Annotated in this window: 7 protein-coding genes and 1 pseudogene; 1 reads left to right on the plus strand and 7 read right to left on the minus strand. The window is 60.7% G+C overall.

Features of this window, described 5'->3' with window-relative positions; translation table 11 throughout:
• Window positions 1-338 precede the first annotated feature (338 nt).
• The 7 genes and pseudogenes from ACTG20_RS13040 to ygfK all read right to left on the minus strand — a co-directional run bounded on the left by ACTG20_RS13040 (window position 339) and on the right by ygfK (window position 13,244).
• On the minus strand, window positions 339-1,640 hold the full coding sequence (locus ACTG20_RS13040; RefSeq protein WP_180343373.1) for an NCS2 family permease: 1,302 nt from the start codon (window positions 1,638-1,640) through the stop codon (window positions 339-341).
• Between the two features lie 396 nt (window positions 1,641-2,036).
• A pseudogene (guaD, locus tag ACTG20_RS13045) lies at window positions 2,037-3,352 on the minus strand (guanine deaminase).
• Window positions 3,353-3,404: 52 nt separating this feature from the next.
• The gene (locus tag ACTG20_RS13050) at window positions 3,405-4,928 is read right to left on the minus strand and encodes a nucleobase:cation symporter-2 family protein (protein WP_194496384.1); all 1,524 of its coding nucleotides are present in this window, start codon (window positions 4,926-4,928) and stop codon (window positions 3,405-3,407) included.
• A gap of 95 nt (window positions 4,929-5,023) precedes the next feature.
• Window positions 5,024-7,921, minus strand: a complete 2,898-nt coding sequence (locus ACTG20_RS13055; RefSeq protein WP_206692018.1) for a molybdopterin-dependent oxidoreductase Mo/Fe-S-binding subunit — start codon at window positions 7,919-7,921, stop codon at window positions 5,024-5,026.
• The gene (ygfM, locus tag ACTG20_RS13060) at window positions 7,918-8,694 is read right to left on the minus strand and encodes a molybdopterin-dependent oxidoreductase FAD-binding subunit (RefSeq protein ID WP_194496383.1); all 777 of its coding nucleotides are present in this window, start codon (window positions 8,692-8,694) and stop codon (window positions 7,918-7,920) included. The genes ACTG20_RS13055 and ygfM overlap by 4 nt, the downstream gene beginning before the upstream one ends.
• 80 nt (window positions 8,695-8,774) lie before the next feature.
• On the minus strand, window positions 8,775-10,103 hold the full coding sequence (gene ssnA, locus ACTG20_RS13065) for a putative aminohydrolase SsnA (RefSeq protein WP_194496382.1): 1,329 nt from the start codon (window positions 10,101-10,103) through the stop codon (window positions 8,775-8,777).
• Window positions 10,104-10,133: 30 nt separating this feature from the next.
• The gene (gene ygfK, locus ACTG20_RS13070) at window positions 10,134-13,244 is read right to left on the minus strand and encodes a putative selenate reductase subunit YgfK (protein ID WP_194496381.1); all 3,111 of its coding nucleotides are present in this window, start codon (window positions 13,242-13,244) and stop codon (window positions 10,134-10,136) included.
• A 136-nt stretch (window positions 13,245-13,380) separates the two neighbouring features.
• Between ygfK and ACTG20_RS13075 the strand changes: the two genes are divergently transcribed.
• A complete protein-coding gene (locus ACTG20_RS13075) occupies window positions 13,381-13,608 on the plus strand; it encodes a hypothetical protein (RefSeq protein WP_194496380.1) in 228 nt (75 codons plus the stop codon).
• Window positions 13,609-13,672 lie beyond the last annotated feature (64 nt).

Genomic DNA, 13,672 nt, shown 5'->3' on the forward strand with positions numbered 1-13,672 from the left:
ATCTGGAACCGGCATAAAAAACAGCAAGATATGCGCCTGTTTCCCGCCATCGTCAGGAGAATGGGGAGAAGTGTGAAGGGGATCCCATCTAGCCCGCTTTTGTTGGCCCGAAGCGACAAGCCAGGGGCAACCCCTGAGCAAACGGGGCACATCAGCGGTGACAAAAGCGGCAGAGCGAGGAGAGCAAGGGTGGGAGCCTATCAATCTGGTAGGGGGATTTATCAAAATGGTATCGCGATGGCACCAGCGGCTAAAGCATGGTAACCAGCGTTGACGGTCAGAGCGCCGCAGATATAAAAATGGGGCCGCCAGTGCGGCCCCAAACGGGCGGGTTATCCCTAAATAGCCCACCCCCCAGCATAAAAGAGCACCAGCGCCAGGGCGATGACCACGGTGCCGACGTTGAGCTTGTGCCACTCCTTCGAGCAGATGCGGCCGATCACCAGCGAGCTGAAGCCAAGCATGATGCCGGTCACGATGTTGCAGGTGAGCACGATAAAGACCGCACACACTAGCCCGGACATGGCGCCGACAAAGTCATCGAAATCGAGTTTGGTGACGTTGCTCAGCATCAAGAGCCCCACATACATCAGGGCCGGTGCGGTGGCATAGGCCGGCACCAGATAGGAGAGCGGCGAGAGAAACAGCATCAGAAGGAAAAGACCACCGACCACGGTCGCGGTCAGGCCGGTTTTGCCCCCCGCCGCCGTACCCGCGGCCGATTCGATATAGACGGCAGCCGGGGCCGCCCCCACCAGACTGGAGAAGATGCTGCTGACCGAGTCGGCACTGAGCGCCTTGCCGCTGTTGATGATATGACCATCCTTATCGAGCAGGTTGGCCTGCCCCGCCACGGCGCGGATGGTGCCGGTGGCATCGAATACCGCTGTCATCACCAGCGCCAGCACGCTGGGCAACACCAGCGGCGAGAGGGCCCCCATGATATCCAGACTGAAAATGAGGGACTTGCCTTGATCGTCCGAGAGGCTCGGCAGGGCGAACAGTCCCTGATACTTCACCGCCGGATCGAAAATCAGGCCGAAGATGGAGATGGCGATGATCACCAGCAAGATCCCCCCCGGTACTCTCAGCTTCTCCAGCCCGAAGATCACCGCAAGGCCGATCAGGGACATAATGACCGGCATGGAGGTAAAAGCCCCCAGCGCCACCGGCAGCCCCTCAAGCGGGTTCTTGATCACCAGCCCCACCCCGTTGGCGGCAATAAGCAGCAGGAAGAGACCGATACCGATGCCGGTACCGTGGGCAATCCCCATGGGCAGGTTGTCGAGGATCCAGCTACGCACCCCGGTCACCGAGATGGCGGTAAACAGCACCCCCATCAGGAATACGGCCCCCAGCGCCACCGGAATGGGGATCTGCTGCCCCAGCACCAGACTGAATGCAGTAAACGCCGTGAGGGAAATAGCGCAGCCGATGGCCATCGGCAACTTGGCCCAGAGCCCCATCAAGAGCGAACCGAACCCCGCCACCAGACAGGTGGCGACAAACACGGCGCCGGGGGGAAAGCCCGCCTTGCCGAGCATGCTCGGCACCACGATCACCGAGTAGACCATGGCAAGGAAGGTGGTGAGGCCCGCCAGAACCTCCTGTCTGACATTGCTGCCCCGCTCGCTGATCATAAAGTAGCGATCAAGAGCCGTGAGCGGCTGTTGCTTTGCTGCGCTCTGGCTGGCGTCATCATTGGCCAGCTGTTCCACGCTGTTTGTCCTGCTGTTTGCTTGGGTCATACCCAACTCCTTCACACGCGCCTGAATGTTCCATGACGAAATGGCGACAGGATCTGCGAGTCTGCCGAGCGCCAGTCTGATGAGAAACAGGCGATGGTGGCAGAGGATGCGACAGACAGACCAGGGCAGGCAGCCTTGACTCAAACGTTTGCCTTGCTGGTCAAAAAAACTGGGCCATTTCACGTTCTATGCGGGGAGATCCCCTTTGGTGCGGCAAGACTGGCCTCCTTTTGGGTACGCCAGCCGCCGTATTCGTTGGGGCTGCGCCGCGGCAGCCCACTCCAGCCCCTACCCCCGTTCATGCACCAGTTGGCCATCCACATAGGTGCGATAAATGGATCTGTCATCCCCCAGGGTCAACAGCACAAAGAGCTTGTCCCGCAAGGTGGTGGAGTTGTCATAACGCAGCTGCTGCAGCGGAGTAGCGACCGGGTCGAGCACCACGAAGTCCGCCTCCTTGCCCACCGCAAAGCTGCCGATCTTCTCGTCCAGCCCCAGCGAATGGGCGCCGCCCAGGGTGGCCAGATAGAAGGCCTGATAGGCCGATAGCCGCTCGCCCTGCAACTGCATCACCTTGTAGGCCTCGTTGAGGGTCTGCAGCATGTTGAAGGTGGTGCCGGCGCCAATGTCGGTGCCCATCCCCACCTTCACCTGCTTGCGCCACGCCTTGTGCAGCTTGAACAGGCCGCTGCCGAGATAAAGATTCGAGGTGGGACAGAAGGCGATAGTGGAGCCGGTCTCCTTCAGGCAATCCCACTCCTGCTCTTCCAGATGGACGCAGTGGGCAAACACGCAGTTGTGGCCGGTAAGCCCATGCTGGTGATAGACATCGAGATAACCCTTGTGCGCCGGGAAGAGGGATTTGACCCAGGCGATCTCGTCCTTGTTTTCGCACAGATGGGTGTGCAGATAGGTGGTGGGAAACTCTTCGCGCAGTCGCCGCGCCATCGTCAGCTGCTCGGGTGTCGAGGTGGGTGCAAATCGTGGTGTGATGGCATAGAGCAGCGACCATTGCCGTGCCAGCGCTCGATAAGCTGCTTGCTCTGCACATAGCTGCTCTCGGCGGTATCGAGCAGATAATCGGGCGCATTGCGATCCATCATCACCTTGCCGGCGATCATCCGCATATTGATACGGCTCGCCGCCTCGAACAGGGCATCCACCGACTCGGGGTGCACTGTGCCGAACACCAGCGCCGTGGTGGTGCCGTTGCGCAGCAACTGCTTGATAAAGAAGGTGGACATCTCGCGGGCATATTCGAGATCGTTGTAGCGCCGCTCGGCCGGGAAGGTGTGGCGGTTGAGCCACTCCAGCAACTGCTCGCCATAGGCTCCCACCATTTCACTTTGGGGATAGTGAATATGGGTATCGACAAAGCCCGGCACTATCATCTTGCCGCGATAATCCCGCACCCGCACCTCGGCCGGAATACGCGCCTTCCCCTCCTCCCACTCACCGAACCAGTCGATGCAACCGTTGCGAATGATCAGCAGACCATCCTCGATAAGACGGGCGTTGGACTCAATCTCCTCGGGCTGATCCACCACCCGGGTGATATCGAAGAAGCTGCCGCGTACCGCTTTGAGAGAGTTGTCGTTTTTCATAACCGTTTCCCTGTTTTTCTTGTTCTGTTGACGTTTTTTGCCGGTTTAACCGTCAGATCCGTTCCACTTGTGGCGCCACCGCCTGCCCGGGCACTGGCTCTGGTGAACCCTCCCCCTTGCTGGCCGATGACAGGCCCGCGCTGCGGGCGGTAAAGATCACATCCGGCTTGTCGCTCAGCTGGATCACCTCCACCGCCTCGGCATCCCTGACGGCTGCCTTGCGCTTGCGGCTTTGCGGCAGCACCAGATTCATGATGATGGCGGTGATACCGCCAGCGCAGATGGGGTTCTCCACCAGCATGTAGATACCCGCCGGCAGCACTTTGAAGACGTTCGGGTCATAGGAGACCCCGAGCCCAAGACCCAGCGAGGTGGCGACAATCAGGGTCTCCCGCCGATCGAAACCGTGGCTGATGATGATGCGACCACCGGCGATGGCGATCATGGAGAACATGATGACCATGGCGCCCCCCATCACAGGTGACGGTATGGTGGTAAAGAAGCGCCCTACTACGGGGAAAAGCCCCAGCAGCACCAGAATGACGGCAATAAACTTGCCCACATGGCGTGACGCCACCCCGGTCATCTGGATCACCCCGTTGTTCTGGGCAAAGGTGGTGAGTGGCAAAGAGCCGAGGGCCGAGGCGATCACCGATACCAGACCGTCCGCCAGTACGCCGCCGGAGAGCCGTTTTTGAAACTCGGGGCCCTGAATATCCCGGTGGGAGACCATGGCGGTGGCGGTGATGTCCCCCACCGCCTCCAGCACGCTCAACAGATAGATGGTGCCCGCTAACATAAAGGCGTGAAAATCGAAGGAGAAACCGTACTTGAACGGGATCGGTACCGTCATAAGCGGCAGGTTCTCAAGGGCGGAGAAATCCACCATGCCGAGCATCAGGGCCACCGCATAGCCCACCATCAGGCCGATGGCAATGCCGCTCATCCGCAGCAGCGGACTTCGGCTGCAGTTGAAGGCGACAATGACGCAGAGCACCAGCAGCCCCAGCCCGATGTTCTCGTATTTGCCAAAGGTGCCGCTGCTCATGGCGGAGAAGCCGCCGCCAAAGTCGATAATCCCCACCTTGATAAGGCTCAGGCCAATCATCAGTACCACTACACCGCTCACGGTCGGGGTGATCACCCGCTTGAGGTAGGGCAGCACGAAGGAGGAACCCATCACAAGAAAGGCGCCGACAAAGGAGACCCCGAGCAGGGTCGAGACAATCAGCTCCTCATGGATGCCATCTTTTTTCATGGCGCCGCCGAGGGCGATCATCACGGTGACGAAGGAGAAGTTGACCGACTGGATGGAGAGCAGCCCCGAACCGATGGGGCCATAACGGTTCACCTGCAGCCAGGTGCCGATACCGGAGGCGATCATCGCCATGGAGACCAGATAGGCGGTGATCTCGGTAGAGAGGCCCAGGGCGCCACCGACGATCAGCGCCGGGGTCACCATGGGGACAAAAATAGCCAGCAGATGGGTCACTGCGCCCATCAGGGTTTGATAAAACGGGGGTTTGTCTTCCAGCTCGTAAATAAGATCCGAGTGCTTGCGTGTTGTTTTAGACATCGTGTTTGTCCCATCACACAGAATGTAGGCGGATTACTCATTCCGCCGTCAGGCGCTGGGGGCGAGCTTGCGCCCGCCCCTCACCTTTTCTTTTGTTATGCCGACACGTTTTGCTCCAGCTTGCCCAGTTCGCGCAGGATCTGCTCCGGCGTGAAGTGCCACTTGCGCAACCAGACACCACAGGCGTCGTGGATGGCGGTGGCGATGGCGGGCGCCGCGCCGTTGACCCCGATCTCCGAGATGGACTTGGCGCCGTAAGGGCCGACCTTGTCATCACTCGGTACCAGGAAGGCCCGGAAGTCGCGCGGAATGTCGCCAATCTTGGGCGCGCCATAGCTCTTCAGATCCCGAGTGAGCGGAATGCCCTTGCCGTCGTAGCAGATCTCCTCGGTCAATGAGTGGCCGATGGCCCGCATGGTCGCCCCGTAGATCTGGCCGAGCGCCAGTTCCGGGTTGATGGGGGTGCCGCAGTCGAGCAGGGCGTAGAACTTGTCGAGCCGGATCTCGCCGGTTCTGACGTTGACCGCCACCTCGGCGAAGTTGGCCCCGTACGGGAAGGCAAGCTCAGAGGTGATGTAGCTGGCGGTGCCCACCAAGATACCGAAGCCGGTACCGGTCTCGGCCTTATGGGCCAGCTTGGCGAGGCTCACCTCCCCCAGCTTGCCGCGCACCACGCCCGGGAACGCCAGTTCAACATCTGCTACCGGCTCGCCCAGCATGGCGGCGCCGTGGAACAGGATCTTCGCCTTGAGGTTCTCGGCCGCCATCTTGGCCGCATTGCCGGAGAAGCAGGTACCGGACGAGGCGTAAGCCCCCTTGTCGAACAGGGCGTGGTCGGTGTCACCGGAGATCACATGCACATCGCTGAGCGGGCAACCGAGCACCTCGGCGGTCAGCTTGGCGACCACGGTATCGAGGCCGGTGCCGATATCGGCGCCACCGGAGTGAACGATAAAGGTGCCGTCAGATTCCAGCTTGACCATGCAGTTAGCCTGATCGATGTCCGGGATCCCCGATTTTTGCATGATGATGGCGACGCCACGACCGATGCGCCAATCCCCGTCGGCGGGTTTGGGGCTATCCCAGGCGATCAGCTCGCGACCTTGTTTGAGGATGGGTTCGAGGGCGCAGCTGGCGGCGTGGGGCACAGAAGTCGGCATCTTGCCCTCGCCGATGGCCCCCAGCACCTTGAGGATGTCCCCTTCGTGCACCCGGTTGTGCTCCACCATGTCGAGCTGGTCGATACCCAACTGCTCCGCCAGCTCGGCAATCGCCATGGTCAACGCGAAGTTGCCCTTGGGCGCGCCGTAACCCTGATAGGCCCCAGTTGGACAGATGTTGCTGTAGTAGGTGTTGACGGTAAAGCGCACGTTGTCGCACGGATAGAGCGGCAGGGAGAGCGCCGGGCCGTTGCTTGGCACCGTCAATGAGTGGTTGCCGTAAGGGCCGGTGTTGGCACGAAAATCCATGTCGATGGCGGTGATGGTGCCATCTTTCTTGGCCCCCACTTTCACCTTCACCTTGGCCACGTGGCGGGAGGTGTTGCTGATGAACTCCTCTTCACGGGTGTAGCGGAAGGTGACCGGACGGCCGGTGACTTTTGTGGCCCAGGCGCACACCTCTTCCAGCAGGATATCCTGCTTGGAGCCAAAGCCGCCCCCTACCCGCTCCTTGATCACGTGCACCTGATGCTGCTTCATGCCGACGATGCGCGCCACCTGACGGCGCACGTGCCACGGCACCTGAGTGGATGCATGAATGACCAGACGATCCCCATCCATGTAGGTGAAGCAGATGTGCGGCTCGGTCGGGCACTGCTGGGCCTGGGTCGATTCGTAGGTGCGTTCGACTATCTCGTCCGCCTCGGCAAAGCCTTTTGCCACGTCACCAATCTGGCCATGAACGCTGGCGGCCAGGTTCTCGTGGGGGCGGGAGCCGATGGGGAAGTTGATGATCATGTGCTCGTCGCCGCGGCGCACCGAGCAGGCGTTCTGCTGCTCGAGATCCGCAGGCGCACCGGCCATGTAGACAATGGGCTCGTCGTGGACCAGCGGCGCATTGGGAGCCATCGCCTCATCGATGGTCATGACCGCAGGCAGCACCTGATACTCAACCTCGATGAGTTTCAGCGCTGCCAATGCGATGGCTTCGCTCTCGGCCACCACAGCGGCAACACGATCACCGACATGGCGCACCTTGCGGCTGAACATGCGGCGATCGAGCGGTGACGGCTCAGGGGCACTCTGACCACCCGGGGTGTAAAACACATCCGGGCAGTTGAGGTGGGTGATGACATGCACGACGCCCGGCAGCGCCTCGGCGCGGCTCACATCGAGTTTGGTGATCACCGCATGAGGATGGGGACTGCGCAGCATCTTGATGATCAGTGCATCTTCAGTAACCCGATCCTCCACATAGCAGGGCTTGGCCTGCACCATCTTGGCGGCGTCCACTTTTGGGCAGCTCTTGCCGATATGGCGCAGATCGTCGCGAAACTCCGGGGCGATCTGGCACAGGTAATCGGGATCCTTCATCCGTGAGCAGGCAAGTTCGATGGCCTGATAGAACTGCTGATAACCGCCATCGCGGTGAAACAGGCCCGAGAGGGCATCGTCGATTTGATCACGGGTGGGCTCGGGGTGGCGATCAAGCAGGTCGGTGACGATGAGCGCGGCGGCCGGATCGTTGTAGCCGGACTGCACCACGCCCACATCCACCATTGCCTGCTGCACCAGACTGAGCTGGTTCCAGCTGCCCAGCGACTCGGCGGTGCGCACTTCTGATCCATCCAGCTGGGCGGCGATCAGAAGGGAGGCGTTGATCACCTTGCCGTTGAAGAGAATGGCGTCGGAGCCGGCGAAGCCGAAGCCGTCGTCGCTGTTGCGCACCGAGTGCATCCGGCACTGGTTGAACAGCACCCGCTGGGCATTGTCACCGGCCTTGCAGATGACGGTGCGCAGGGCACCGTTCAGGGTAAAGTTGAGTTCCATCATGCTTGCACCTCCTGCTGCTGGCAGTCCACCAGCAGATCCGCCACTACCACACCGGTGATATACCGCTTGTAACTCACGCTGCCCGCCAGATCCTCACGGGGCGCAATCAGCTCGCTCACGGCGGCTTCCAGCGCGGCATCGTGCAGATCGCGGCGCTCCAGATCACGCAAACGCATCGGCTGCGGGGTAACGCCAGCGACGGCCACCCGCATCTCGCCAATGCTGTCGAGGGCCACGGCGGCGGTCATCACCGCCAAGCCATCGGCGTTGCGGCTGATGCGGCGAGTGGCGCAGCGCAATTCAGGCTCCGGCAGCACAACTCCGAGCACCAGGGCATTGCGCTGGCCCGCCAGATAGGCGTCGATGGGTTGCAGCAGGTTGTTCTCCAGCACCACCACGGCTTCGAGTACCAGCAGTACCGGCAGCAAGGGTGAGTCCTGCTGCTGGCAGGCAATTTCGCCGCCGAGGGTGGCCTGATTGCGCAGATGGCGGGAGTAGACAAACCCCAGCGCGTCGCACAGGGCGGCCGGGGTACGGGGATCATCTTTCAGGGTCTGCAGGGTGACGGTGGCGCCGATATGGAGCTGGCCGTGCTGCTGCTCAATCTGGTTCAGTCCCAGCTTGTCCAGTGAGATAGCGACCTTCTTGTCGGTGCGGGTCGGGGCGGCGTTAAGCTTGCTGCCGCCACCCATATAGACGGCGTCGTTGCCGAAGCTGGCCTTGAGTTCCAAAGCCTGACCCAGTTGCTCGGGTCGGAAGAATTGCTCAATCATGTGTCGTCCTTACTCTTGCTGCCCGCCGCCGGGAAAATCCACAGGGCGGGCAATCCGGTCCAAAACTGTGGAAGATGGCTCTAGGCCAGCTGATCCATCCGTTGCCACAGGCGGCTCGCCACCTTGCTGGCCTGCTCATAAATGGGCGCGACATCGAACGGGAACTCGCGATCCTGATAGACCATGCGCCCCTCCACCATCACGCTGTTGACGCTGTTCGATCCCATACCAAAGGCGAGATGGCCGCCGAGGTTGCGCGGCGCCAGCGGGGTCGGTGCGTCGTAGTCGCAAATGGTGAGGTCGGCCTTGTAGCCCGGCTCCAGGCGGCCAAATTTGGCACCGAAGTTGCGCTCCAGCAGGGTGTTGCCGTTCCAGAGGAAGCGGGCAAAGCTGTCGGGCCACAGGGCGCCACCGGCATCCTTGTGCTTGAAGTAGGCGAACTTGAGTTCTTCGAGCATGTCGGAGCCGATACCATCGGTGCCAAGCGCCAGATTGCGATACTCCGGCAGGTGCCTGTTGTAGCCCACATGGTTGTTCATGTTGGAGCGGGCGTTGTGCACCAGGAAGGCATCGCGGCTGTTGAGCAGCTCAATATCGGCCGGGCTCAGGTAGATACCGTGGGCGACAAGCGACTTGCTGTCGATAAGGCCAAACTCGTCCAGCCGGGCGATGGGCTCCTTGCCATAGTGGTGGTGGCCGTGGGCCATGTCGTAGCGGTCTTCCGCCACATGGATATGCAGACCGCGACCGGTGACCTGCACCGCTTCGCGCAGCATGGCGAGCCCCTCGTCGGGCACGGTGAAGGGGGCGTGGGCGCCGATATGGGCCTCCACCAGATAGGGTTCGTTCCCCTTGGCTTTGGCCGCATCGATCTGTTGGGCGAACAAGATGTTCTCCTCCACCCCGGCCTGCAGCTCGGCGAGGCCGCCGTTGCGATCCGTGGTCTCGAAGCAGGTCATGCCGCGCAGTCCCGCCTCTACAAACCCTTTGCGCAGCACGTTCAGGGAGCCCTTGATGAAGTTGGGCGAGGCGTGGTGGTCGATCACCGAGCTGCAGCCGCTCTTGATCGCCTCCAGCGAGCAGATGAGGCCGCTGTAGTAGAGGGACTCCTCATCGAGCGCCCGATCGAGCCGCCACCAGAGGTTTTTCAGAGTGGAGATAAAGTCCGGGCAAGGGGCAATATTGGCCATGATCCCCCGCGACAGGCCTGAGTAGAAGTGGTTATGGGCACAGACGATGCCCGGCATCACCAGCTTGCCCCCCATCTCCCGATAGTTGGCCTCCGGGTAGAGGGCCCGCAGATTGGGCCCCACCGCTTTGATAAGGGTGCCTTCGATGGCGATATCCACCCCTTCCAGCACCCGGGTCGGCTCCAGCTGGACAGCGGTGACGTTCTTCAGAATAAACATGGTTTGCTCCTTCGCTTATTCGTTGTTCGCTCAGGCCTCGACGGCCCCCAGCAGGTAGTGGTGATAGGCATGGACATGGCTGATGATCCGGCACATGTCGCCAAGGGCCGCTGGCGCATCCTTGATCCGGCTCTGGGCGTCGATGGTCAGGCGATAGGTCTCGCCACCCTGACGCACCCGCAGCTCGCCACCGTCAGCCAGATAGAAACCGGGGTTGCGGCTGTTGTCGAAGTCCTCGGGCAGACTGAAGATGGTGACCTTGTCCTGATAGGGCTTGCCCTGCCACGGGCAGAACTGGGCGCAGTTGCCACATTCGTTGCAGTAGGCATCCAGGTGCAGGGTCTGGAACTGATCCTTGAAACCCGGCACCGCAATCGCGACGTTGGCCCGGTTGGGGCAGACATCCACGCACTTGCTGCAGAGGTAGTTGCACTCGAGGCAGCGGTGCGCCTCTTGCGCCACGAAGGCATCGCGCTCGCTCTTGTCAACCATGGTGACGGCGATGCTCCCCTTGCGGCGATAGATCTCATCCTTGCCCGATGGCTGGGTGGTCACTTCACTCTGCTGGCTGGCGATATGCTCGCGAGAGAGCACCAGATCCGCGGCGCGGCGGGCACCACCGATGGCACCGACGATGGAGGACGGGCCGCTCTGCACGTCACCGATGAGGAAGACGTTGCGACGGCTGGTTTCGCCGGTCTGGCTGTCCACCTCGGGCCAGCCATCGCTGCCAAGAGGAATGCCCATCGCTTTCAATACTTCGCAGTCAGGCTGCTCGCCGATGGCGGTGATCAGGGCATCCATCTGCATCACTTCGGTCTGCTCGGTGGGCACCGGACGGCGGCGGCCCTGCTCGTCAGGATCCCCCAGCGCCATCATCCGCACGGTGAGCTTGCCATCTTTCTCAAAACGCTCCGGATTGGTGAGGAAGCAGAAACGTACCCCATCCTCCACTGCTTCCAGATACTCCTCGCGATAGGCGGGCATCTCTTTTTCGCTGCGACGGTAGATCACGGTCACATCGCTGACACCCGGCACCTTGAGGGCGGCGCGGGCGCAGTCCATGGCGGTGTTACCGGCACCGATCACTGCCACATGGCGGCCCAGCGGCAGCGGTTTGCCCTGATTGAAGCTGCGCAGGAAGTTGAAGGACTTGTAGACCCGATCATGCCCCCCTTCGAGGCGCATGCCGCCATTCTTGTCGGCGCCGATGCCGACGAAGACATAGGTAAAGCCCTGGGCGTGCAGCTTGTCGACGGTGAGCGCAGGATCGCAACCAAACTCGAACTTGACCCCGTGAGCGGCGACAAAGTCGATGTCGTGCTGGATAAGCTCAGCCGGAATGCGGAACTCGGGGATGATGTGTTTGACCACGCCACCGGCATCGGCTTCACGCTCGAACACGGTGACCGGATGACCGGCACGGGCCAGGAAGTAACCGGCGGAGAGACCGGCCGGGCCTGCACCTATTACCGCAACCGGGTGCTTGTCACCGCTGCCTGCCGGCTTGTGCCAGCGGGCCTTGTACCCTTCCCAACCGCGCTCCAGCGCCACTTTCTTCAGTTCTCGGATATTGAGCGCGCTGTCGTAGTCGAGACGGGTGCAGTTGTACTGGCACTGGTGATCGCAGATATGGCCGGTGATGGCGGGCAAGGCATTGCGCTGATAGATAAGCTCAAGGGCTGCGACATACTCCCCCTCGCCCATCAGGCGAATGTACTCGGGGATATCCTGATGCACGGCGCAGGCGGTGACGCAGGGTGCCACATAGCAGTCGGTCAGCGGCAGACCACCGCCCACTTCGATCCGATCCTCGGACTTCCACTCCTTCTGGGTGTAATCCATGGTGAGGGCCTTGGCGGCCAGCGCTTCCAGCTTGGCCACATCCACATGAGCCATGCCCCAGCTGTCAGAAGCGTCGATCTCTTTGAGGCACTCGATCTGGCGCAGATAGCCACCCGGCTTGAGCAGGTCGGTGGCCATGGTGATGGGACGAATACCGGTCTCGAAGATCTCCGCGATATTGAACTTGCTGGCACCACCCGAGTAGGAGATGGGCAGCTTGCCATCGAAGGCGCGAGACAGCACGGCCGCCACGTTGATGGAGAGCGGGAACAGCGCACGGCCGGACATGTACATCTCATCCCCCGGCAGCGCCCCTTTGCGGTTGATGGTGCCCAGGGTGTTGGTCAGCTTGACCCCGAAGGTAAGCCCCTTCTCGGCCCCCAGCGCCATCAAACGGGTCAGCATCGCCTTGGCCTGATCCAGCTTGAGGTCGTGATCGAACGACGCTTCGCTCAGACCAATGTAATCAAAGCCACAGGTATCGAGGATCTCGCGCACCCGCGGGTAGCCCAGCAGGGTCGGGTTCAGTTTGACGAAGGTGTTGAGCCCCTTCTCTTCCAGCATGTAGCGGCAGATGGCCTCAATTTCGTTCGGCGGGCAGCCATGCATGGTAGAGAGGGTGACGCCATGCACCAGATTGGCCGGGATACGATCCACCAGCTGTTGCAGGCGATCGCGGCGCGCCCCCAGCCCCAGCTCGGCGATAAACTGCTCGTCGGCCACGATGTCACGTACCACCTGCTGGTACTCGGCAAATTTCGGACTTTGGCTTGCATCCATCAGGCTGTGGATGAACTGCTGCATCGGTGGCTGTTTGATGCCATCGAGGTTGTAACCCACGCTCATGTTGAAGATGAAGGACTTGGCCTCTCCGTCGAGGCGGGGATCGAACACCTCTTCCAGCAGGTAGAGGGCAAACCAGGCTTTCAGATACTCGTCAAACGCCTTGGGCAGGGTGAACTCGGTGGACCACTCAGTGTTGAAGCACTCGTCTTCGGCATCGATGCAGGGCTTTTCCAGTTCGAGACGGTCCAGGATCTGCACCGTCTTGAGCTCGATAAAGCGCCCGCCGGTCAGCCAGGAAGTGACGATGTTCTGGGCCAACTGGGTATGGGGGCCGGCTGCCGGGCCAATGGGGGTCTCGCAGGTTTCACCGAACACCTTGATCTTGCGCTCGTCCTGCTTGCGATAGAATTGCGCGGCGGGAATACCGAAAATGCTCTGACTCTCTTTATATTCCGCAAAAATACGGGTCAGCAGGTTCTTGAACGGAACGGGTCGCATAATATCGCCCATGGCTATCTCCTTGCAGCTGTTCTGCCCATTGGCAGCATGAATAAATGGGGTATCCCGCACGGGCATTACCCCTTGGCAAGGAGAGGAGCAACTATCAGGCCACTCCATCGGCAAAACTATTTTTTAGGGTAAAAGCGTGAGATGGCTCGAATTAATGAAGGCGGTTTGGCATGTCGCCATTATGATTGATGAGAGTGGTTCTCACTCACTTGAAATTTTATTCAAGGCAATGCCAGAGAAAAATGAAAAGTATCAAATCGGCAGCGATAAATATCACTTTGATAGGGTAAAAATCATCCAGCATTATCGCAAGCAAACCCCGGACAATATGGCCGGGGTTTGCTTAAAAGTCACTGCTATATAAAAGGCGGTCGTCGCTATTTCGGTTTATCCAAAGGCTGCGAGATGACTCGGCGTTACCGCCCCGC

Source organism: Aeromonas sp. 84A, from assembly GCF_051919345.1.
Taxonomy (GTDB): domain Bacteria; phylum Pseudomonadota; class Gammaproteobacteria; order Enterobacterales; family Aeromonadaceae; genus Aeromonas; species Aeromonas veronii.